Origin of the sequence: Bacillus haimaensis (assembly GCF_048270625.1) — a bacterium.
GTDB classification, from domain to species: domain Bacteria; phylum Bacillota; class Bacilli; order Bacillales; family Bacillaceae_I; genus Sutcliffiella_A; species Sutcliffiella_A haimaensis.
Genome location: NZ_CP158164.1, coordinates 4,175,765 through 4,198,145, shown reverse-complemented (window position 1 = coordinate 4,198,145; position 22,381 = coordinate 4,175,765). Strand labels below are relative to the sequence as shown.

26 protein-coding genes are annotated in these 22,381 nt (G+C 45.9%); 11 read left to right on the top strand and 15 right to left on the bottom strand.

What is annotated here, in order from left to right; genetic code table 11:
* Positions 1 to 9 precede the first annotated feature (9 nt).
* Positions 10 to 681 (bottom strand): site-2 protease family protein, encoded by a 672-nt coding sequence (locus ABN702_RS21335; RefSeq protein WP_417898596.1) that lies wholly within the window; start codon positions 679 to 681, stop codon positions 10 to 12.
* Between the two features lie 97 nt (positions 682 to 778).
* Here ABN702_RS21335 and ABN702_RS21330 point away from each other — a divergent pair, with 97 nt between their 5' ends.
* The 3 genes from ABN702_RS21330 (at position 779) to ABN702_RS21320 (ending at position 2,466) form a co-directional block, all read left to right on the top strand.
* Positions 779 to 964, top strand: coding sequence for a 2-hydroxymuconate tautomerase (locus ABN702_RS21330; RefSeq protein WP_204413097.1), 186 nt, complete (start codon positions 779 to 781; stop codon positions 962 to 964).
* Positions 965 to 1,225: 261 nt separating this feature from the next.
* The gene (locus ABN702_RS21325; protein WP_417900994.1) at positions 1,226 to 1,516 is read left to right on the top strand and encodes a transposase; all 291 of its coding nucleotides are present in this window, start codon (positions 1,226 to 1,228) and stop codon (positions 1,514 to 1,516) included.
* A gap of 5 nt (positions 1,517 to 1,521) precedes the next feature.
* Complete coding sequence (locus tag ABN702_RS21320; RefSeq protein ID WP_417898595.1) at positions 1,522 to 2,466, top strand: IS3 family transposase; 945 nt, start codon at positions 1,522 to 1,524, stop codon at positions 2,464 to 2,466.
* A 231-nt stretch (positions 2,467 to 2,697) separates the two neighbouring features.
* Here the strand turns inward: ABN702_RS21320 and ABN702_RS21315 are convergent, their stop codons facing one another.
* The 4 genes from ABN702_RS21315 to ABN702_RS21300 form a co-directional block, all read right to left on the bottom strand.
* Complete coding sequence (locus ABN702_RS21315; protein ID WP_417900993.1) at positions 2,698 to 3,975, bottom strand: DUF2254 domain-containing protein; 1,278 nt, start codon at positions 3,973 to 3,975, stop codon at positions 2,698 to 2,700.
* A 322-nt stretch (positions 3,976 to 4,297) separates the two neighbouring features.
* A complete protein-coding gene (locus tag ABN702_RS21310; protein WP_417898594.1) occupies positions 4,298 to 4,804 on the bottom strand; it encodes a YwgA family protein in 507 nt (168 codons plus the stop codon).
* Positions 4,805 to 4,834: 30 nt separating this feature from the next.
* On the bottom strand, positions 4,835 to 6,133 hold the full coding sequence (locus ABN702_RS21305) for an HD domain-containing protein (protein ID WP_417898593.1): 1,299 nt from the start codon (positions 6,131 to 6,133) through the stop codon (positions 4,835 to 4,837).
* A gap of 226 nt (positions 6,134 to 6,359) precedes the next feature.
* Positions 6,360 to 6,584 (bottom strand): DUF1450 domain-containing protein, encoded by a 225-nt coding sequence (locus ABN702_RS21300; protein ID WP_417898592.1) that lies wholly within the window; start codon positions 6,582 to 6,584, stop codon positions 6,360 to 6,362.
* Between the two features lie 219 nt (positions 6,585 to 6,803).
* On the opposite strand from ABN702_RS21300, the gene ABN702_RS21295 reads away from it, so the two are divergent.
* Complete coding sequence (locus ABN702_RS21295; protein ID WP_417898591.1) at positions 6,804 to 7,538, top strand: RsfA family transcriptional regulator; 735 nt, start codon at positions 6,804 to 6,806, stop codon at positions 7,536 to 7,538.
* Positions 7,539 to 7,661: 123 nt separating this feature from the next.
* Here the strand turns inward: ABN702_RS21295 and ABN702_RS21290 are convergent, their stop codons facing one another.
* Both ABN702_RS21290 and pta read right to left on the bottom strand, forming a co-directional pair.
* Positions 7,662 to 8,516: a lipoate--protein ligase family protein gene (locus ABN702_RS21290; RefSeq protein WP_417898590.1), complete on the bottom strand. Its 855-nt coding sequence runs from the start codon at positions 8,514 to 8,516 to the stop codon at positions 7,662 to 7,664.
* Positions 8,517 to 8,628: 112 nt separating this feature from the next.
* Complete coding sequence (gene pta, locus ABN702_RS21285; RefSeq protein ID WP_417898589.1) at positions 8,629 to 9,603, bottom strand: phosphate acetyltransferase; 975 nt, start codon at positions 9,601 to 9,603, stop codon at positions 8,629 to 8,631.
* Positions 9,604 to 9,895: 292 nt separating this feature from the next.
* On the opposite strand from pta, the gene hemQ reads away from it, so the two are divergent.
* The 3 genes from hemQ to gerQ all read left to right on the top strand — a co-directional run bounded on the left by hemQ (position 9,896) and on the right by gerQ (position 11,842).
* On the top strand, positions 9,896 to 10,639 hold the full coding sequence (gene hemQ, locus ABN702_RS21280; RefSeq protein WP_417900992.1) for a hydrogen peroxide-dependent heme synthase: 744 nt from the start codon (positions 9,896 to 9,898) through the stop codon (positions 10,637 to 10,639).
* Positions 10,640 to 10,855: 216 nt separating this feature from the next.
* Complete coding sequence (locus tag ABN702_RS21275; RefSeq protein ID WP_417898588.1) at positions 10,856 to 11,287, top strand: cell wall hydrolase; 432 nt, start codon at positions 10,856 to 10,858, stop codon at positions 11,285 to 11,287.
* A gap of 42 nt (positions 11,288 to 11,329) precedes the next feature.
* Entirely contained in the window at positions 11,330 to 11,842 is a 513-nt protein-coding gene (gene gerQ, locus ABN702_RS21270) for a spore coat protein GerQ (RefSeq protein WP_417898587.1), read from the top strand.
* Between the two features lie 46 nt (positions 11,843 to 11,888).
* Here the strand turns inward: gerQ and ABN702_RS21265 are convergent, their stop codons facing one another.
* Positions 11,889 to 12,257 carry a DUF423 domain-containing protein gene (locus ABN702_RS21265; protein WP_386642036.1) on the bottom strand — a complete coding sequence of 123 codons (369 nt, stop codon included), beginning with the start codon at positions 12,255 to 12,257 and terminating at the stop codon, positions 11,889 to 11,891.
* 139 nt (positions 12,258 to 12,396) lie between these two features.
* Between ABN702_RS21265 and pxpB the strand changes: the two genes are divergently transcribed.
* From pxpB to ABN702_RS21250, 3 genes are read left to right on the top strand one after another with little or no spacing between them, the layout of a single operon-like run.
* Entirely contained in the window at positions 12,397 to 13,107 is a 711-nt protein-coding gene (gene pxpB / locus ABN702_RS21260; protein WP_417898586.1) for a 5-oxoprolinase subunit PxpB, read from the top strand.
* Complete coding sequence (locus tag ABN702_RS21255) at positions 13,094 to 13,858, top strand: 5-oxoprolinase subunit PxpA (protein ID WP_417898585.1); 765 nt, start codon at positions 13,094 to 13,096, stop codon at positions 13,856 to 13,858. The genes pxpB and ABN702_RS21255 overlap by 14 nt, the downstream gene beginning before the upstream one ends.
* Positions 13,855 to 14,790: a biotin-dependent carboxyltransferase family protein gene (locus ABN702_RS21250; protein WP_417898584.1), complete on the top strand. Its 936-nt coding sequence runs from the start codon at positions 13,855 to 13,857 to the stop codon at positions 14,788 to 14,790. The genes ABN702_RS21255 and ABN702_RS21250 overlap by 4 nt, the downstream gene beginning before the upstream one ends.
* A gap of 34 nt (positions 14,791 to 14,824) precedes the next feature.
* Here ABN702_RS21250 and ABN702_RS21245 read toward each other — a convergent pair whose 3' ends face one another.
* The 7 genes from ABN702_RS21245 to ABN702_RS21215 all read right to left on the bottom strand — a co-directional run bounded on the left by ABN702_RS21245 (position 14,825) and on the right by ABN702_RS21215 (position 20,489).
* Positions 14,825 to 15,121 (bottom strand): hypothetical protein, encoded by a 297-nt coding sequence (locus ABN702_RS21245; protein ID WP_417898583.1) that lies wholly within the window; start codon positions 15,119 to 15,121, stop codon positions 14,825 to 14,827.
* Positions 15,122 to 15,370: 249 nt separating this feature from the next.
* Positions 15,371 to 15,676: a YwdI family protein gene (locus ABN702_RS21240; protein WP_417898582.1), complete on the bottom strand. Its 306-nt coding sequence runs from the start codon at positions 15,674 to 15,676 to the stop codon at positions 15,371 to 15,373.
* Positions 15,677 to 15,689: 13 nt separating this feature from the next.
* Positions 15,690 to 16,211: a DUF420 domain-containing protein gene (locus ABN702_RS21235; protein ID WP_417898581.1), complete on the bottom strand. Its 522-nt coding sequence runs from the start codon at positions 16,209 to 16,211 to the stop codon at positions 15,690 to 15,692.
* A gap of 37 nt (positions 16,212 to 16,248) precedes the next feature.
* On the bottom strand, positions 16,249 to 16,455 hold the full coding sequence (locus ABN702_RS21230) for a hypothetical protein (RefSeq protein WP_417898580.1): 207 nt from the start codon (positions 16,453 to 16,455) through the stop codon (positions 16,249 to 16,251).
* Positions 16,456 to 17,115: 660 nt separating this feature from the next.
* A complete protein-coding gene (locus ABN702_RS21225) occupies positions 17,116 to 17,748 on the bottom strand; it encodes a methyl-accepting chemotaxis protein (protein ID WP_417900991.1) in 633 nt (210 codons plus the stop codon).
* 1,236 nt (positions 17,749 to 18,984) lie between these two features.
* Positions 18,985 to 19,788 carry an ion transporter gene (locus ABN702_RS21220; RefSeq protein WP_417898579.1) on the bottom strand — a complete coding sequence of 268 codons (804 nt, stop codon included), beginning with the start codon at positions 19,786 to 19,788 and terminating at the stop codon, positions 18,985 to 18,987.
* A 29-nt stretch (positions 19,789 to 19,817) separates the two neighbouring features.
* Entirely contained in the window at positions 19,818 to 20,489 is a 672-nt protein-coding gene (locus ABN702_RS21215) for a uracil-DNA glycosylase (RefSeq protein ID WP_417898578.1), read from the bottom strand.
* A gap of 305 nt (positions 20,490 to 20,794) precedes the next feature.
* Here ABN702_RS21215 and zwf point away from each other — a divergent pair, with 305 nt between their 5' ends.
* Complete coding sequence (gene zwf / locus ABN702_RS21210; protein WP_417898577.1) at positions 20,795 to 22,273, top strand: glucose-6-phosphate dehydrogenase; 1,479 nt, start codon at positions 20,795 to 20,797, stop codon at positions 22,271 to 22,273.
* Positions 22,274 to 22,381: the final 108 nt, after the last annotated feature.

Here is a 22,381-nt window from a genome sequence, read left to right as displayed (position 1 = left end):
GGTTCCCCCTTAACGTAAGAATAAGCTTGCAAACAACTGCATAATCGTCCCTTGCACACTCGGTACAAAATCATACAGCAGCGGATTGATGGTATAGTCACCAAGGTCGGTGAAAATCAAGACTAAAAAGATGATAATGCCAAAAGGCTCTAGACGGGTCATTCTTGCCCTCAAATTGGCCGGAGCCAAGTCTTCTAATATCCGGTACCCATCCAACGGCGGAAACGGCAGAAGATTGAAGATGAACAAGAGCACGTTCAGCCTGGTGAATACGTTAACGAACATTTCCACTTTATCCAGCATGCTCACGGATAGTCCATCCAGCAACCCGAATGATAGCATAAAAAAGTACAGAAAATAACCGATGCAGGCTAGCAGCAGATTGCTGAGCGGGCCCGCGAGCGAAACCAGTATCCCTGCCAGTCTAGGTTTTTTAAAATAGAACCGGTTTACCGGAACCGGCTTTGCCCATCCGAAGCCTGCGATAAAAATCAGGATCGTACCAATCGGATCAAGGTGCACATGAGGCGCCAAGGTTAGTCTTCCCTGATTTTTCGCTGTCGGGTCCCCAAATTTATAGGCCACAAAGGCATGGGCATATTCGTGCAGCGTAAACGCAATAATCAACGTTATCGCTAAATATGGAATCAACTCCAGATTAAGTCCAAAAAAACTGTCCAAACCTTCTCCCCTTTTCTGCTTGCTCTTTTCTAATTAGTATACAATAATTTATGTAAGGATTGAAAATATTAGTAGATATTAAAGGAGTGTCTTTCATATGCCATACGTAACAGTGAAAATGCTAGAGGGCCGTACAGAGGAACAGAAGAAGGCATTGGTGGAAAAGGTGACAACCGCTGTCAGCGAGACAACCGGCGCACCGGAAGATAAAATCGTTGTGTTCATTGAAGAAATGACCAAAGGACATTACGCGGTTGGCGGGAAGCGTTTGAGCGATCAATAAGGCATAGAGAAAGGTGTTCCGTGAGTCTTCGGGACACCTTTTTGTATTGATTAAAATTGTCGAATATTGTCAGAAACTGCGAATTGAGCGCAAATTAGAAAATTTGTGCAAAAGTGCTACTTTTTTGAGCGTAAAAAGTATTTTTTCTCTACGACCCCCTAATTCCTTTGGACACATTTGTACTGAAAACAGTACACTAGAGACATAAAATCACAGGAATTAGGGAGGGGGAATTTTAATGCCAAAGAAAAAGATTGAAGCCTGGAGGAAGTCAAAAGAAACTATGTCCGAATGTCTTTAGAAAGTGGTAATTACTCGTCTATCGCCCGTCATGCAGGAATTTCTCGGACTACCCTTACGAAGTGGATCAAAGAGTATGAGGATGAGGTAAGGGAACAAATGGAGGATCCAACATCAGCTATTGTTTCTACTGAACCCACAAAAGAAGAGCTGAAGGCTAAATACGAACAGGCCATGAAACTCCTAGGTGAAAAAGAGCTGGAAGTTGCCATGCTTAGAAACATATTAAAAAAAACCCAGTACCGGCCCTGACGGTCTTGGAAGAGGTTCGACTATGGGCAAAGGAGGGGTTTCACATCACTAAACTTTCTGAGGTAACGGGGGTTAACCGATCCCTATATTACTACCATAATGGTTTGGAAGAAGCTGCGGTAGCTAAGGAAAAAAGAGGACGTCCGATTCCAGGTTACTCTAAAACAAATAGAGGAGAAATCATTCCGGATGAGCAGATAGAAGAATTTCTAATGGAGGCCATCGAAGGGGACGGCGAAACATATGGTGTAAAAAATCTAACTCAATTTCTAAAAGATCACCACGACCTTCAAATTAATCATAAAAAGGTCGCTAGGTTATGCAGGAAATTAGGAATTCTCCTTCCCCAGCGAATGGGTAATCCGAAGTATCCAAAAAGATTTGTCCGCAATCGGCTCGTTACTGCCCCTAATCAACTTTGGCAGCTTGATATAAAATATGGGGCCATTTCTGGAAGCCGAAGGTTTTTCTTTGTCGCATGTGCGATTGATGTTTTTGACCGCGCCATTGTTGGATATTACAGAGGACCCAGATGCACAGCCAAGGATATAACGGGAATGCTTAATGAAGCCATTATTAGACGTGGGTTACAGGCTTTAGAGCAGACGGACGATCATTGTATTGTGATAAGAACAGATAACGGACCTCAATTTGTCAGTAATCTTTTTGGTGAATTTTGCGAGAGAAATAAGATTTTTCATGAAAGGATTCCTCCCAGATCACCAAATTATAATGCCTATATTGAATCGTTTTTTAGTATTTTAGAGAGAGATTTATTCAGGCGTTATGATTTCGAACTTTTTGAGGAGGCTTACTATGAAATTGATGAGTTCATGAAGTTTTATAATCACCGCCGATATCATGGTAGCCTGGGCAGAATGTCTCCCGTAAATTTCTATGAGAAATATAAGGATATTGGCTTCCCCGAAAAAATGGCCTTAAGCCTTTAAGAATGCAGGATTTCTCCTTCTTCACTTACTAATCCGCAAAGGTCAAAAGTGAAGAAGGAAATGAAAAAATGAAAAACTAAGAATCATTTAGCTTCTTGGAGAATTCGTCAGGAATTAGGGGGTCAAACCGTTTTGTGCGAAAACCACCCATTTTTGAGCACAAATCCTATTTTTTGCGCGAAACGGAAAATCAGCGACCAGACTGTACTGTGAAGGCCGGACTTTCCCCTTTTATCGAAGAAGTTCGTTCAAACAAGCCTTTTTCTCCTCGATTTTTACAATATCCAACGGCTCGAACTGCTCCTTCTTGATGCTGTTGACTAAAAAATCGTACATGCTGTTGATTTTCCTTCTGATCGGTTTGCTGCTTCCTTCCGCCGTGAGGATCAGGCATTCCAGGATGGTCAGGATCACGGAGATATCAGCCTGTCCGTAGATCCTGAGCTGGTAAAATGACGTATATATGATCTCTTCGAAGGTCCGTTGCGGCACGAAGATGCGCTGCTTGCGATCCTCATCCAAGAAGAGCAGCGAGTCGGAATCGATTTCGCCAAATTCGATCAGGAGGCGGCTCATATATCGGATACAGTTGTTTGCGGTGTTCGGGTCATTGATCCCAGGTGAAATGGCTCGCAATGCCACTTCCGTGAGCTTTTGCAAAGCAAATTCGCCGTCCTGGAGCGGTGTCCTCTCCGGTCCGATTTCCATATATGGATTGATATTGATGGTTTCCTTTTTTTCTTTTAAAAAATAGACCTCTCCAATGACACTTTTGTCCGTAACAAAATCACCGATCCGCTTGTGGTAATGAATGAACAGATCGTGCTCTTTCGCTTTTTCAGCTAGCCCCACTGTGTCGAGCAATTGGATATAGCCTGTAGTTTCTGCCATCCATTCCAATTTCTCGATGTAGTCGAAGTTTTCTTTTTCAGAAAGAACAAGTTTCCTGGATTCAATCAGCATCTTCTTTTTTTCCGCAGTCTCCATCCCTTCCTTCATCAGCCGTTCGATCAACATACTTACCCTGATCGATCTGGCAACGTGATGAATAAAGAACACAAAATAGCCGACACAAATGGTGGCCAAGATAATTCCGACTCCTGCTGCCAGAACACGCTGGTCATCGAGCCAGTCCTTCATGAATAGAAGCGAAAGCACAGAATATATGAATGCTCCTACGAACACGCCAAGTACCCTGACTGTACTGCTTTCCGTCATAAAATCCTGCAGGGTACGTGGGGAGAATTGCGAGGAGTATGTCGTCAGGACAACCATGATCGTGGAAAAAGAAATCGTCGTCATTGTCAGGATGGCCGTCGAGATGGAGCTCAGTATCGTCGTCCCAAGGTCCACACTCGTAAAAAGTACCTTTGGCAGGGCATTCTGCACTGATTCCGCAAAAACAGTATCAATCAATATCACAACGACGGTCAATATGATGCTCGCTATGCTATATATGCTCGGAACAAACCAAATGCTCTCTCTCGCCTTCAATGTCCACTTATCCATCACAAAAGTATCCCCTTTTATCCGTGCTTTTTCTTATACCATTCCCTATTGCGCCGGGGATTAAGCGAATTCAGGAAAATTAATCCACATCGTTGGAGAATTGAGTGTGATTTTTTGAGCTAGTTCAGTAAATCTGTCGGAAAATCGCATTTATCGGTCCGTTTCTATGCTTAATCGGTCCGCTCGGGTCCTTTATCTGTCCGTTATTCCCAATAATCGGTCCATTAAACAGCATTATCGGTCCACTCGACAATCAGTGACAAAATCCGCACATTACATCAAATCTTCAGCAAATAAAAAAGCCAGACCCTTTTCCCCGGGCCTAGCTCACCAACTGCGCGCGCAGCTTTTCAATATATTCATATGCTTCGTCCACTTCCTGCTCGGTGTAGCGCTGCTTGCTTTTTAACGTGAACACCTTTTCCTGCACTTCTTCTTTTGGCAGGTTCTCAAAGTACAGCACCGTTGAAACAAGCTCGAGGAAGCGTGAGCTCTGCTCGTTCATGGCGGTCATGCACTCGCCAAGATGCGGCATTTCGAGGTCGTAATGCTGCAGGAATTCCGCTCCCGTTTCCGTGAGGGAGTAGCGGTACTGCGAGTAGCCGCCTTTGTTTTCCTTCAGTTCGTGCAAAAAACCCAGGTTGCAGAGCTCCTCCACTCTTAAGGTCACCTCTTCGGAGTATGGTCCGTAAAAATGGAAATTGTATTTTTCATAGAATGGGTAGTTCAGCTTTTTCGCTATGTACACCATCTTTTGCAGCTTTTTTCTCCCGATGACTTCACCGGCCGTTGCAAAAACCTTCATTAATTTCGCGTGATCGATCAACAAACCCTTCATCTCCTAACGTGTATCCGTAGCCTATATTCCTAATATCTCTCTGATTTTTTTCTTTATCGTGCGTTTCGTCGTCTGGTCTTCTAATATGTCCTGTGGAAAATAAAGCTTATGGTCGGTTCTTCTTTTTCCGGAAATCGCTTCTACGATCTCGGATTGTCTTGAAAGCTCACGGATGTCCCCGTTTGGCATCAATAGGTGAATGGGGAGTCGCTCTTCCTCTTCGCCTGGACGGTAAAAGTCGTATGGCAGATCGGAGGATGAATCGACGACCAGATAGTATTCCGGATCGAGTCCCGCTTTTTTGAAGAGCCCCATCAGCTCCATTAAATCCATCATCTGCTTATTGGGATTAAATTCGACATACTTAAACAAATTCCTGTTCATAAATCGTCGACATAAGTCACTTAATATCGAATCTTCTTCTTCCTCCCATGCCTGGAAGTAGAACATAATGACCGCTTCGTCCAATTTTATATAATCTTCAAGTGCAAGCTTGTCCTCAAAAAGGGAATAAAAATGGATCGGATCATGCTTGAAGGTGTAGTTTTCCTCGTACAGCTGTTTTGCACGATGTAGAATTTTCGTTAATATAACTTCTGCACTGCGTGTCACCGGATGAAAATAGACCTGCCAGTACATTTGGTAGCGGCTCATGATATAATCCTCGACCGCGTGCATGCCACTGGATTTGATGACAACCTGATCCTCTCTCGGCCTCATCACGCGCATAATGCGCTCCATATCGAAGTTTCCGTAGCTCACCCCGGTAAAATAGGCGTCGCGAAGCAGATAATCCATTCGATCGGCATCAATCTGACTGGAAATCAAGCTTACTACTAGTTTATTTTTATATGTTTTGGCTATGACCTCGGCTACATGCTTCGGAAAATCCTTATGGACGTTCCGCAATACCGCATTTACCTCCGTCTCGCCCAATATGATCGCTTGTGTAAAATCCTCATGGTCGAGGTGGAACACCTTTTCAAAGGAATGGGAAAACGGACCATGCCCCAGATCGTGAAGCAATGCTGCACAAAGGCACAATAAGCGGTTTTCAGGATACCAGTCCGGCCTTCCATCAAAGCCATCGTCAATGATCCTGCGTACGATTTCATAAACGCCCAGAGAATGGTTCAGACGGCTGTGCTCCGCCCCATGAAACGTCAAATATGTCGTTCCGAGCTGGCGGATTCGGCGCAGACGCTGGAATTCCCTTGTCCCGATCAAGTCCCATATCACACGGTCACGAACATGCACATAACGATGGACCGGATCTTTGAATACTTTTTCTTCACTAAGCTTTTCCGTTGCATAACTCATTCTCTTGACCTCGTTTACGTGTGTGATATTTTTAAACCTGACTCTATTATATAGTATTTTTTTTACAAAGAAAGGATGGCCAAAAGGCAAAATGGAGGGTCTATCCTGGTTTTACCCAATCAGAATCCCGCCTACTCTCCTTTTCGTCATTCTATTAATTTTCTTTAAGTTTCTGAAACTTCAAGGGGAATAAAAAATCACCTTTGTACGAATACGAAGGCGATTTCTATTTCTTGAGCTTTTTCACTATTTTGTCGATCAGTTCATCTTCCGTTGGTGCAGATACAGGCCGGTTGTTTACAAATGCAAACGACTTCTTTCTCCCTGGACCGCAATATGATTGGCAGCCCACATCAAGCTGCGCATCTTCATCTACCTGCTTCAGCTTCGGAATCAATGTCTTGATGTTGGTTGCTTGGCAATCATCACATATTCGAAATTCATTCGCCATTGTCTGGTACAACCCTTTCTACATTGGGGAAAGGTCCCCATCGCTTTGCAAATGATATTTTACATGTAAAGCCAGTCCTTTGCAAGCACGGTTTCCGTAGTTTCCGCCATAAATCGCGGCAGATAACAATCTAGTAATTTTTTCTATGAATATGTATAAATATTTTTTTCTCGTCAAAAATAATAACAGAACTAAAGCTTAAAAGGGAGTTGGATTACCATGAAAGATCGTCAGGACGCTTGGTCTGAAGAGAATGATTTATTACTAGCCGAAACGGTTTTACGACATGTTAGAGAAGGCAGCACACAACTTAACGCATTCGAGGAGGTCGGCGACAAGCTGAACCGCACCTCGGCAGCCTGCGGATTCCGCTGGAACGCAGTGGTACGACATGATTATGAAAAGGCGCTTCAATTAGCTAAAAAACAGCGCAAGCAAAGGCAGCGTGCATTGGGCCAGCCTACGAAAAAGCTGCTTTACAACCCACCGGAGTCCATTGTGGATGAGGATATCCCGTATGTGCTCGAGCAGACTGAAGTTTTGTCCCAGCCTGTGAAGAATGCGCAAACACAAACCAACATGGAGACTGCCGCCGAGCAGGTCCCGGTGCAGCAAAAGCAGCCTAGCTATTCTGGATTTAACGGTACGCTATCCATCGATCAGGTTATCGGTTTCTTACAAACCATGAAACACTCAAACGTTCATACTAGTGCACTAAAACTAGAAAACGAGAGACTAGCAAAAGAAAATGCCGAACTTGGCCGCAAAGCGCAGGAGCTCGAGCAGCGTGTCAAAATGCTTCAGGATGAGCAGTTGACCGTCCAGGAGGATTACGAAACACTGATGAAAATCATGAACAGAGCACGAAAGCTGGTTCTGTTTGATGAAGATGAGCGCGTACCATCGAAATTCATGATGGACCGCAATGGGAACTTGGAGAAACTGGCGGAGTAGATAAAAAGATAAGGGGCCTGACCCCATCGCTTTAAAGCGATGGGGGTCAGGCCCCTTTTTAGTTCTTTACAACTTTAACGCTGTACCTCACTAGGGGTCAGGCACTTATTTTAGTACTACTACTTAATCCCCCAGCACCTTCTCATTCCGCTCCACTATCCGTTGATAATAGTGCTGATAGAGCTCCGTCTCGTCCCCTTGTAGTGTACCTGCGAAAATCTTGCCGCTCATTTCCTTTAGCGAAGTGAGCAGTCTGAGCATCACGTCCTGTACGGTCAATGGCTGTCCTGTCAGTTCGGTCAAGGAGGCCATCACCCTAGGATCGATTGTCGGGAAGGCGAATTTGGTCTGCTCGCCTTGCTGTGCGCGCTTATAGAACTCTCCGATCATTGCAGCGCGCTCCGAGCCGCTGCCGTCGATGCAAAGGTAGATCTGGACAGCCACGCCTCCCCGGATGCGACGCTGGGAGATTCCCGCAAATTTCCTACCGCCGATACTCAAGTCATAGCTGCCCGGACAGTACGAACCGATTATCTCTTTTGCTTCTATTTCAGAAGTCAGATCCTTGAACATATCCTTCGTGAGTTCAAACATCGCATCATAGCCTCTATTTATATCAATCGCTTTTTCACCTTCCGGGAACACAAGCGAAATATTAAGGACGCCATCGTCAAGGACCACGGCCAAACCGCCTGAGTTTCGCACGATCACCTCATACCCTTGGCTGTTCAAAAAGTCGATACCTTCTTTAAGATAGGGCAGTCTCGTGTCCTGGATGCCGAGCACAATCGTGTTCTTGTGGACCCATGTCCGGCAGACCGCTCCGCTTTCGCCCTTGCCTACAGAGGTACATAATGTGTCATCCATGGCAAACGACTGAAGTGCATGAAAATTTGCCCCTAATGAAGATTGATCGATGATTCGCCAGCTCGGCTGCATGAGTAGCGCCCGGGCAAGCGTATTTGTTGGTTCAAACATGATAATGGTAACTCCTCTAAACGTTCAAATTTATTCCTTTGCATTATAATACAAGAATGAAAAAAGAGGAAGGTGCGCCATCAAGCACACACTTCCTCTTTCACAGTCACAATTAGTTCATTGCCTGTCCGGCAGTAATAAGCGCAAGCTTGTATACGTCCTCCACGCTGCAGCCGCGGGATAGGTCGTTCACTGGTTTGTTCAAGCCTTGCAGGATCGGTCCTACCGCTTCGAAGTTACCAAGGCGTTGTGCGATTTTGTAGCCGATGTTACCAGCTTCCAGGCTCGGGAATACGAATACGTTTGCGTCCCCTTTGATGATGGAGCCAGGTGCTTTCTTTTCTGCAACAGATGGAACGAATGCTGCGTCGAATTGGAATTCTCCTTCCACTACCAGGTTGGGGTCGCGTTCAGCAGCAAGGCGAGCCGCTTCTACTACGCGCTCCGTTTCAGGGGATTTCGCAGATCCTTTTGTCGAGAAGCTCAGCATCGCAACCTTTGGCTCGATGTTGAACATTTTTGCTGTTGCGGCACTTTCCACGGCAATTTCCGCCAGGTCATTGCTGTCTGGGGAAATGTTGATGGCGCAATCCGCGAATACATACTTCTCGTCATTGCGTACCATGATGAACACGCCTGATGTTTTGCGGACGCCTTCTTTAGTCTTGATGATCTGCAATGCCGGACGAACGGTGTCAGCTGTGGAATGAGCTGCACCGCTAACAAGTCCTTGTGCACGGTTCACGTGTACAAGCATCGTTCCGAAATAGTTCGGGCTGAGAAGAATCTTGCGCGCATCCTCTTCAGATGCTTTCCCTTTGCGGCGTTCCACGAAGGATGCCACAAGCTCGTCCATGTGCTCGTATGTTTTTGGATCGTAGATTTCCACGCCGTCCAATGTCAATTTAAGGCTTGCTGCAAGTCCATTGATCTCATCAAGGTCTCCAACCACGATCGGCTGCACCATATTTTCTGCAGCCAAACGTGCCACTGCTGTCAGAACTCGCTCGTCATTGCCTTCTGGGAATACGATCTTGATATCTTTTCCTGCCACTTTTTCTTTTAAGGTAGTAAATAAATCACTCACACAAATCGCTCCTTAATTTGCTTTAAATTAGCTTCTTAATGATAAGGATACTTCAACAGAATTGAAAAGCAACCATAAGCCACCGTTGTTATCGCTTACAGAAAAAAGTCTTTATTTTCTAACAAAAATCCATTGTCTCAGCCCTTCTATTGTTATCTGCCGGTCTCATCCTATTCATCAACCCGTCACATTTTTGCAGTTTTACTAATAAGAAGATAAGGATAAACTGTGTTATAGTAAGAAGGAATACATAGTAAATCTATTATCTAATTTCTATATAGGAGTGATTATGATGAGTGAAGCAGCACAAACATTAGATGGCTGGTATTGCCTGCATGATTTCCGTACGGTGGATTGGGCCCTTTGGAAGACACTTTCAAGCGAAGAGCGCCAAACGGCCATCAATGAGTTCTTAGGATTAGTGGGAAAATGGAACCATGTTCAACGAGATAAGAATGGAAGCCACGCACTATACACAGTCGTTGGTCAAAAAGCCGACTTCATGATGATGCTTCTTCGTCCGACTTTGGAGGAATTGAACGCCATCGAAAACGAGTTCAATAAAACAACGCTTGCACAGTATACGATTCCGGTACATTCCTATGTGTCGATCGTGGAGCTGAGCAACTATCTTCCTGAGGGTGAGGATCCATATCAGAACCCGCAGATTCTTGCCAGACTATACCCGGAATTGCCGAAAGCGAAGCATGTCTGCTTCTATCCGATGGACAAGCGCCGCAACGGAGAAGACAACTGGTACATGCTGCCGATGGAGGACCGTCGCCGTATGATGCGCAGCCATGGCATGATCGGCCGCCAGTATGCTGGAAAAGTGAAGCAGGTTATCACCGGTTCTGTCGGATTTGATGACTACGAGTGGGGCGTAACCTTATTCGCCGACGAAGCGCTTCAGTTTAAAAAGCTTGTCTACGAAATGCGTTTTGATGAAGTAAGTGCCCGTTTCGGGGAATTCGGAGCGTTTTATGTAGGAAACTTGCTTGAAGAAGACAAAGTATACTCTTTCTTGCACGTATAAAAAGATTTTTGAGCGCCAACTTGCGGGTTGGCGCTTTTTTGCGGCTGTCGTGATGTCCGGTGCGATTTTCTTCCGTCCTCCCCTTGTCATATTCCCTCCACCTTTCTCATACAATCTACTAGTATGATTTCTCATAAAAAAGTTGCACCATTTTCTGACCACTCAATATGTTAATAGGGGAGATACCTATGCTTTAGCGGAAATTGAGGTGGGAAAATGTCAGTTATATCTCACAACGAAGCGGATGTGAAAACCTTGGCCCGGCTGATACGCGCAGAGGCTGAAGGCGAGGGTGTTCAGGGAATGCTGTTAGTTGGTAATGTCGGTGTCAATCGCGTTCGTGCAAACTGCTTGGATTTCAAGAATATTAATACAATCGATAAGATGGTGTTCCAAAGTCCCGGGGGCTTTGAGGCGACCAAAAAGGGGTACTTCTACCAGCGGGCACGGGATAAGGAAATCAGACTGGCCCGGCGCACCATTAATGGGGAGCGGTTCAGGCCGGCAACCAACTCCTTATGGTTTTTCCGGCCGGATGGTCCTTGTCCGTCTCAATGGTACAATCAGCCGAATGCCGGCCAGTTCAAATCACACTGCTTCTTCTTTCCATTGGAAGCAAACTGTCCAAGTGTTTACAGGACTTTTTAAAAAGAAAACAATACTTACACGTTTTTGAGGAGGGAATGACACATGAGTCAACAATTTTCACAGGCAACAGGTTACCCTTATGCACAAGGGTACGGAGATCCTTACTCAGCCTACACAAGAAATGGCCAGCAAGGCAGTTATTATGGGATGGGCAACGCTTATGGCGGTCAGCAGATGATGCAGCAGGTGGCAGGTGCCCAACAGAATGGATTTCAAGTCCCGCCCTTTCCGACCCCGACTGTAAAACAGGGACCGGATGTACCGGGAATGCTGCCGCTAGAGCAATCTTACATCGAGAATATTCTACGCTTGAACCGCGGCAAGCTGGCAACGGTGTATATGACATTTGAGAACAACCGTGAATGGAATGCGAAGATTTTCAAAGGAATCATTGAAGCTGCAGGACGGGATCACATTATCTTAAGTGACCCGCAAACCGGCAAGCGCTATTTGCTCTTGATGGTTTACCTTGATTACATCACTTTCGATGAAGAGCTTGAATATGAATATCCGTTCAACAGCCAAGGACAGCTGTCACAATATCAGCCTCGATAAAATGAAAAAACACGCAAGCCGCATCTACATGCGCTTGCGTGTTTTTTTACGCCTTCATTGCCGCCACAATCACCAATACCCATCCAAGCAGGAATGCCACTCCGCCAAGCGGCGTGATGGCGCCCAAGATTTTTACCCCGGACAATGTCAGTACATAGAGGCTTCCTGAGAATAGGATGATTCCGATTGTCATCGACCAGCCGGCAGTGGATAAAAGACCTGAACTACCAAAGCGGTCGATCAGGAATGCAATGACGAAAAGCCCTCCTGCATGGAACATCTGGTAGGTTACCCCTGTTTTCCAGATTTCGAGCATCCGCTCTGTTACTTTCCCTTCCAATCCGTGCGCTCCAAAGGCTCCAAGTGCCACGGCAAGAAATGCGTTTATTGCGCCAAGTATGATAAATAGATTCATGAGTGGGTCCACCTTTCCTAACTTGTTCTTTTCGTTTAAGCTATATAGTAAGTATTTTCGCATAGATGCTGTTTTCATGTTACAAAAACAGCTTATTAATATGTATAACACAATTCTCCTCATGTAAGGGTGATGCTTTTTGAACTATCTGTTACAACCGCTTGGAGACCAGGCGATACGTATTGAGCTCCAGGATACGGATGCAGCCATTCGGACCATTTGTACTCATCTTACTGCCGGCTCCCTGCCAGGTGTCGTGGATATCGTCCCTGGCCTCAGCAGTATAACCATCTTTTATGAGTATCCAACGACTGATTATATGATTTTAAAAGAAAAAGTGGTGGGCATCTTGGAGACTATGCCAGTCTCGGAACGTGAAGTTTCCAAAAGGATGGTCCTGCTGCCCACTTTATATGATGGGCCCGATTTAGCAAAGCTTGCTGACAAGCACCAGACTGCAGTGGAAGAAATCGTTGAAAAGCATAGTAGTGCTGCCTATAAAGTGGAAATGCTCGGATTCCTGCCGGGATTCCCTTATTTGAACGGGCTTCCGCCTTCCTTGGAAACACCAAGACTTGCGACACCAAGAAGCAAGGTGCCAGCCGGGTCTGTCGGGATCGGCGGCAATCAAACAGGTGTATATCCGGTGGATTCGCCTGGCGGATGGAATCTTATCGGTCGTACGCCGATACCCCTGTTTTTACCGGATGAGGAGGATTCCTTTCTGCTGCAGGCCGGCGATAAAGTGCGTTTTCAAGCTATTTCCGAAAAGGAATTTGTCTTATGGCAGGAAAAAGTTTCTCAAAGTGCATGGAAAAAGGAAGTGATTTTCAACCATGAAAACGATTGATTTGAACTGTGATTTGGGCGAGAGCTTCGGTTCGTTTGTGATGGGCAATGACGAATTGATTCTCCCTTTTGTTACCTCTGCCAATATTGCCTGCGGCTTTCATGCAGGCGACCCACATGTGATGGACCAGACTGTGGCACTTGCAAAAGAAAATAATGTTGCAATCGGGGCCCATCCAGGCTTTCAGGATATCCAGGGCTTCGGCCGCCGCAGCATGCCGCTCACCCCTGATGAAGTCTACCATCTCGTTCTTTATCAGATCGGAGCCATGGAAGCATTCTGCCGGGCACACGACGTACCACTTCACCATGTAAAACCTCATGGGGCCCTGTATAATATGGCTGCAAAAGACTACACGCTTGCCGAGGCCATTGCAAAAGCAGTAAAAACTTTCGACTCTACCCTGCTTTTATTCGGCCTCGCTGGCAGTGAGCTCATTCGTGCGGGAAAAGACCTGGGACTTCGTACAGCTTCGGAAGGATTCGCGGACAGAACTTACCAGCCGGATGGAGCCCTCACTCCACGGAATCACCCGAATGCGGTCATCCATGAGGTGGATAAGGCTGTGCAGCAGGTCATTCAGATGGTCGAGCATGGTACGGTTACAGCAGTCAATGGGGACACCGTGAAGCTCCATGTCGACACCATTTGCCTTCATGGAGACAATGAGCATGCGATCCTTTTTGCCCAGCAGCTCCATGAGAATCTTGGTAAGAATAAGATTGAAATTGTGAAGGTGCAACGCCTATGACCTATCCCATTTTCCAAGTAGACAAGCCGGGGCTGCTCACTTCTTTTCAAGACCTGGGAAGGAAAAACCACCAATCCAAGGGTGTGGTGGCATCCGGAGCAATGGATACCACGGCATGTCAGATTGCCAATCTGCTCGTCGGAAATTCAAAAGAAGAGGCATGCATCGAGATTGCCGTTCAAGGGCCCTCTTTTACAGTGGCAGCTAAAAGTGCAACCATCGCGATTTGCGGGGCGGACCTCTCGCCCATGATTAATGGTACGGCAGTGGATATGTGGAAGACGCTACAGGTAAATAAGGGCGACAAGCTGCAGTTTGGCGCCCCTAAAGGGGGAGTCTATTCCTATATTGCCGTAAGTGGCGGATTCGCGGTTCCTATCCAGTTGGGCAGCAAATCCTTTTATTCCAAGGCGAATCTTGGTCTAGAGATAAAAAAAGGGGACATGCTTTCTGCTGAGTCCCTCCCTTCTCCTTTGCCTGCCAGAGGCCTGCGTCACGAATTCAGTTACACGAAAGAGGTCGAGGTGAGGGTCATCCGCGGACCACACGAATCGCATTTTGGTACAGAAGATTTTGAGCAGTTTTTCTCGCAATCCTACCAGGTGGGTCAGGGTGATCGCATGGGCTACAGGCTCCAAGGCACGGTACCGCTATCTTCCCCTACCCATACAGGAATTGCATCCGATGCGATTCCGCTTGGCGGGATTCAGGTGCCGGAAGACGGCCAGCCTATCGTTCTCTTGGCTGACAGGCAAACAACTGGCGGCTATCGCCGTATCGGGACAGTCATCACAGCAGATCTTCCTAAACTGGTGCAGGTGCCGCCCGGTGGAAAGATTCATTTTAAGGAAGCAACTCTTGAAGAGGCGTATGAAGCGCTGGAAGAGCAGCAGCTTTTCCTGAAGCATGTAGAAATTTTCATCCAAAAATAAAACGCCCCACCTGATTCGGTCTTGGGGCGCCTACTCAACGGGAGTTCAAATACAGCTGTAATGCGTGTTTGAGCTCTCGTTCTTTTTTGGTTGTTCTTATATGATAATGATCGCCGTCCAGATTCGTAAGGAAGTCATTGTGTCCCTGCGTGTGCAGGAATTCATTGACACTTGTGACGTCTTCCCTTGTCGAAAGCAGCGTTTTTTGTCCAACAAAGTCACCGTTTACGTAAACTTCATAGCGATCATGAGAAAGCTTCGTGCTTGTATCGATATTTCTATCCATATTGGAAGCTATCCCGAAAAATGTTCCGTCCATACTACCCATCATGTGTAAAAAACACCTCCATACTTGCTGGGGTGTTTTTAGTTTGACTACTTCATATGCAATTTAGTATGGTAACTTTTCGGAAGATTGTTAAGAGGATGTTCAAAAAGTCCGGTAAAAAAGCTAAAGAATTTATTCGTCAGCTTGCCTCTCCGCTCCGCAACATTACAAATCATACGCTGCGGTGCTCGAGCCTTCGCTTCCTCGAACTTCTTTGCTCTTTTTATCCTCCTTTTTGTTTTTGAACACTTATTAAAAATCAAAAATCGAGTCGCCGTTTGCCTCGTCCTCTTTCATGGGCTTTGATGGAAATTGGTTTATCGGCTGGCTCTGCTGAACTGTTGGCGCAAAATTGTTTGCCGCTAGTGTCGGAGTTACAGGCTGCATGCTTGGTGCAGCAGGTCTTCTCTCCTGCTGTACGTCCTCCTCCAATGCCAGTTCGCAAAGTGATTTCATCGCCGCAAGGTGCTCACGCTTCTTTTGCACATTTCCCGTTTCCTGCGCACGATTCAATTCCGCTTGCATGCGCTGCAAGACTTTATCCAATGTGATGCTCATGTTTTCCCCTCCTTTAATAATATGGAGATATCATAAAATACACGATGACACCAGTTAAGCTTACATAAAGCCATAACGGCATCGTCCAGCGTGCAATTTTACGATGGCGTTCTTTCTGCATACTCCAACCGGTTACCAAGGAATATAACGCCAGCGGCACAATGACGACCGCTAACACGATATGCGTCAATAATATAAAGAAATAGATGGACCTGATGATGCCCTCTCCGCCAAACGGTGTCGATTCCGTGAGCGAATGATAAGTCACATACGTGACCAAAAATAGTGTGGTGGACGTAAATGCTGCCAAAATAAAACGGCGATGCACGGTAATATTCTTTTTTAAGATCGCCACAAGCGCGCACACGAGGAATACAAATGTAAAGCTGTTAAATATCGCGTTCATCATCGGAAGGAATGTCAGATCCACATGAGCGAGCCCCTCGTATTGCGGAAGGAAAAATATAACCACTACAAGTGCATTGACCAGGATGGATATGCCGATGATCCACGGCAGGAAATTTCTCTTTTTCATGCTTGTCTCCTTTTTCAGGCTTCCTTGGAATAAGCCTTTATATGTAATAGCCTTTTCTGGTAGGCTCTTTTGCTGAAGCCTTTTTTTCAAACTTCATACAAGGGCTTCCGGACGAACGGAACACTGCCAGGGAAGGCAAATGATTGGTTTTGAATCCGAATGCACGGCAGCCTTTTGGAAACTTGGCATCCCAGGTTACATAGTAATGCCGGCATTTCATGCAATCAATCCGCTTCGGTTCCATTCCCTTCACACCCTTTTCCCCATTATCCTCTTTCATTTTACCATTTTATACGTGTGCATCCTATGAATAACCTGTGACGAATGAAGTACTTTGTCATAAAAAGAAAGGCTCTGGTTAAACTGGTCTAACACCGCTGATGATTTCCGCACTAGGCGCAGCGACCCAAGGGGCGGTGCTGGAGCCTCCTCGGGCTTCGCCCTGTGGGGTCTCCAGCCTACCGCTGTCTCCCGCAGGAGTCTTCGCCTATTGCTCTAATCACCAGCTGGCATACACTTGGAATTTTTAGCCGCACAAGGGAGCATAATTCAAGGTCTTACTCCTCAACTTATCAGTATTTCTATACGGCGAAATCAAATGCCGATATCAATTGGATTCTAACTAGCCACTGTCCTGTATATTTAAGTACATAACATTATTATTTCCAATCTCCCCTGTTGATTGTAGTGCAAGGCATGAGACTCCTGCGGGAGATAGCGTTTGACTTGAGACCCCGCAGGCACAGCCGAGGAGGCTCAAGCAGCGCCCCGCGGAAAGCGAATGCCTGGAACGGAAATCAACAGGGTGTTTAAAGAGAAAGCCTAATCTTAGTGTTATTTTCTTGTCAAAAACTAAAATACCAAAAAGAAAACCCGTGAAGAATATCATCACAGGTTCTCTTGTTCAGCGGTTGTTTATGGACTCGATGGTTGCGGCTAGGTCTTCCGCTGTTTCTTTTACGACATCCACTGTTCCTTTCATGCTGTTGGAGACGGCTACCTGGTGGTCTGCGGCACTTACGACTTCCCCCATCTGCTGCGTCAATTCTGAGGAGGAGGTCACTAGGTCATTGACGGAGTTCACGATGTCATTCACTCCGAGGCTGATTTCCTCCATGGCTGCAGTAATATGGGTGCCTTGCTCCAACAGGGTGCCGCTATTGGTGGCAATATCCTGAAATAGCCTTGCAGAAGCAGCATTCTGTTCATTGGTCTGATCGATAGTCTCCTTGAAGGTTTCGAACTCCACCAGCACTGTGTTGGCATCCTCCTGGATTCGTCCGGTGATGCTGTTGATTTCTTTTGAAAAGAGATCTGTCTGGGAGGAAAGCTTGCGGATTTCTTCTGCTACCACCGCAAAACCTTTTCCTGCCTCCCCGGCCCTAGCCGCTTCTATGGAAGCATTTAATGCCAGCAGATTCGTTTGGGTCGTGATTTCATTTATTCCTTTTAAAAAGCTTTGCGCTTCATCAATACTTGTCTTAATCTGCGAAAATCGGCTGACGATGGACTCGGTCTCCTTGGAGGAGTGATGCATCGTCTCAAACATATGCTTCACAGATTGTGCACCCTTTTTCGAAAGGATTTCCATGTTTCCGAGGTTTCGCTTCATTTCATCCACAATGCTATAGATTTCCTGCGTGCTGGCACAAGCCTGCTCTGTTACTGCTGAAATGGCTGCTGTCCCTTCGTATTGCATTGCCACTTTTTCTGTCACTTGTTCGGACTTCGATTTAATCAAAGCGGATTTATCAAGATTCAGATCTGCCCCAATCAGCAGCTCCTGCATCACAACCTGAAGACGCTGATTGGCATCAAGACTTCCATTCATCAACTGATCGATGTTCTGACCCATTTTGGTCAGCGCAGAATCCACCTGGCCGAATTCATCCTTCCTTGCCGAGCGTTTGGATGTGAACGTAAAGTTTCCTTGCTGATACGCTCCCACACGTTCGAGCAACAGATTCACACCTCTGTTAAAAGCTGTACGGAAGGAAAGCAGAGCGAAAATCGGAACAAGCACTACCACAAATAAAGATAGCAAGGTCCATAATTCTGTCGAACCGACCTGTGCCTGAATTTCCTGTCTATTTTCCTCATTGAAGGTCTGGAGAAATTCCATCCCTGTGACATTTGCCCGCTCCACCTGATTACGTGCTTTCGCCAGCTCCTCTGAGGTCTGGATCCGCAGCCGGTCCATGTTCGTTGCATTAGAAACGTCGCTTATCAGTAGGTATTGTTTAGACAATGTTTCATGTGAAACGACAAAATACTGCTTTAACTGTTCTAATTCTTCATACTTCTCGAAATAAGGCTCGAAATTTGACAGCTTCTCTTCGGTACCAAGAAGATTCTTCTCGATGCCCTCCACATGCTTTTTGGAATAGCCATTCGATACGACAAAATACATATCCGTCAACGTCGATTGATAGGATTGAACCAGCTCAAAGTAGCGCTCGTTCAACTCTGTCAGCTCCTCCATTTCATTCACACTTTTCTGCACCTGCATGCTGTTCATCCATATGACGATCGAAGCAGCCACCCCGATTGCCGCCAATAAAACCGTCAAGACCAACAGCCATTTTCTCATACTCCCCATTGTCCTTCCCCTTCCATCCATTAAAGCCAGTATCTCTTGTTTCAGCATTGTGCTACAAGTTGTGAAACCGCTTGCACAACCCCTTAAAAAAATTTGTATCTCTCACTTATTTATTTCGACAACATCTGGAAGATATTTAATGCTTTTTTGATAAAAAAGGGGTCAGGCCCCTTTTTATTTTTGCTCCTTTTTCATAAGCAGCTGTTTCAGTTCACTGATTTCGTTCGTGATTTTCGCAAGTTCCTGTTTGCTTACTTCGATCTTGTCGTCTTTTTGTTCTTCCTCTTTTGCCTCTTGGATGTTGTTGAGGATTTCCCCGACAATCAGGTTAAGGACAATGAAGGTTCCGACTAGGATGAAGGAGACGAAATAGATCCAGGAGTATGGACTCTCGGCAAAGATTGGTCGGAAGACGCCACTTGCCCAGGATTCGAGTGTGATGACCTGGAATAATGTTACGAGCGACAGGTGCAGGGATCCGAAGTACTCAGGAGAGATTTCTCCAAAGAACATCACCCCTAGCACGGCATAGATATAAAACACCAGTCCAAGGAGCATCATAATCGTCCCAAGCGATGGGATGGTTTTCAAAAATGCCGTTACGAGCCTTTGAAGGGACGGAATGACCGTCACCGCTCGAAGGACACGCAGCACCCTTAGGATCCGCAGGGCGGAAATGAAGTACGTTCCGCTGAATAAAAGCACCCCGGCCACGACTACGAAATCGAATATGTTCCATTTACTATAGAAGAACTGATAGAATTTCTTTTCCGCAAACACTCTCAAAATGATTTCTATCGTAAAGAACCATAAAAAGAATACTTCAAACCCTTGAATGACCCCTGGATAATCCTCTCTGAAATGAGGATACGTCTCCACTCCGATCAGGATGGCATTCAATAGGATGACAAGCATGACTGCATTTACAAAATAACGGTGGCCGACCAGCTGCCGTGTTTTCAATTTCCAACTTTCCATATGTACTCTTCCCTTCATCTAACTAACCTCTATGGCGTTAGCTGCCAATCTATTTCCTTTTCGCCCATTTCCTTTAATACCGCATTCACCTTGGAAAACGGCCTGCTGCCAAAAAAGCCTCTGTTTGCGGAAAAAGGACTTGGATGAGGACTTTTTATCACAGTGTGATGGCTATTGGTGATGAGCTTTTCCTTTTGCTCTGCATGCTTTCCCCATAAAAGAAAGATGACAGGGCGGCTTCGATCATTCAACTTCATGATCACCGCATCGGTAAACTGCTCCCAGCCCTTTCCTTTGTGGGAATTGGGCTCCGATTCTCTGACCGTCAGCACCGTATTCAAAAGCAGCACTCCCTCGTTTGCCCACTCCATCAGGTAGCCATGATTTGGTGCGGCAAGTCCTAAGTCTGCATGCAGCTCTTTATACATATTGCGAAGGGAAGGAGGAATGGTCACCCCTTTTTGGACGGAAAAGCTCATTCCATGGGCCTGTCCCTTTCCATGGTACGGATCCTGACCGATAATGACGACCTTCACTTCCTCATATTTTGTCGCCTGGAATGCACGAAATAAGTCCTCCCTCGATGGGTATACTATTTTCGACTCGTATTCCTTATCTATAAATTGATTCAACTTAATATAATAATCTTTTTCTGATTCTTCCTTGAAAAGAGCGGACCAATTTTCACAGTTTATGCCCATGTACCCACCACTCCTGTCTGTTACTAATCCAATTCCTACTTTACCATAGACACTACCTACTTGTTTAACATTTTCCCTGAGTCAATCATTCCGGGAATATGGTCATGATGTGGTATAGTGGTATCGGAAAACATTGAATTGCTTTGTCTTTTTATATAAAATAAAATACTTGGGTAGGTTATTTTTCCAATGTTCCATACTTTTTTTAATAAATGCTACTTTTTTACATAATTGTTTGTCCTGAATGAGTTAATTGTTGTAACACAATTCCGTTTAGACTAGCTACTAAAAGTGAGGTTCTTACTGTGATTACTAAAGAAAATCCAACAAGCTTAATCGTTATTTTCGGAGCAACCGGGGATCTGGCAAAACGTAAGCTCTATCCGTCCCTCTATCGCCTTTATAAAAATGGCAGCATCTCAAAGAACTTTGCGGTTGTCGGTGTAGCCCGCCGCCCCCTTACCAATGAGGATTTCCGTGCAAATGTGGCAAAGTCCGTGAATGGTGCTGCAAACGGGAATGCCGATGTAGAGGAATTCAGCTCCCACTTCTACTACCAGCCGTTTGATGTGACGAGCAGCGACTCTTATCAACAGCTTAAAGATCTATCAAGTTCATTGGATCAGGAATATCAAACAAACGGAAACAGAATGTTCTACCTGGCCATGGCGCCTGAATTCTTCGGTACCATCGCCTCCAACCTGAAAGCGGAAGGCTTGACCGATACAGCAGGCTGGAAACGTCTTGTTATCGAAAAGCCGTTTGGCCACAGCCTGCCAACTGCCAAAGAATTGAACGAAGAAATCCGTGAAGCTTTCCATGAGTCCGAAATCTACCGTATCGATCACTATCTAGGGAAAGAAATGGTGCAAAACATTGAAGTGATTCGTTTTGCCAATGCCCTTTTCGAACCGCTCTGGAACAATCGCTACATCTCCAACATCCAAATTACATCAAGTGAGGTTCTTGGAGTGGAAGATCGCGGACGCTATTACGAAAACTCCGGTGCCCTGCGTGATATGGTCCAGAACCATATGCTGCAGATGGTCGCATTGCTTGCGATGGAGCCGCCGATCAAGCTGAACCCTGAAGAGATCCGAAGCGAAAAGGTCAAGGTGCTTCGTGCCCTGCGTCAGATTGACCAGTCCGAAGTGGATCAGTATTTCGTCCGCGGCCAATATAGCGCAGGAATTATAGGTGAAGAAACTAGCCTTGGCTACCGTGAGGAAAATTCCGTGGATCCTGCCTCCAACACTGAAACATACGTGGCAGGAAAGCTTGTCATTGACAACTTTCGCTGGGCAGGCGTACCGATCTATATTCGTACCGGGAAAAGAATGTCCTCCAAGTCGACCAAGGTTGTCGTACAGTTCAAGGACATCCCGATGAATCTTTACTATAACCGCGGGGAAAAAGTAGATCCGAACCTGCTTGTCATCCACATTCAGCCGGATGAAGGCATTACCTTGCATTTGAATGCGAAAAAATCGGGTAAGGATATAACAACCACCCCGATCAAGCTTGACTACAGCAACAATTGCATCGATGGCATCAACACACCGGAAGCTTACGAGCGCCTTATTTTCGATGCCATGCGCGGAGATATGACCAACTTCACCCACTGGGATGAAGTGGCTCTTTCCTGGAGCTTCATCGATCAAGTATCCAAGGCATGGGAAAGCACTACAGCAGAAGACTTCCCGAACTACGAAGTAGGTTCCGTCGGGCCAAAGAAGGCGGACGAACTGCTGAAAAGGGACGGATTCCATTGGTGGGAAGTATAACAAGAAATGCGGAGGGCGCTCGATCTGCGGCGTACAAACTGGAGCACACCGACTGAGATAAAGGAAACACGGAGAGCGATAGCGATCCGATGTTGACTTATCGTAGGG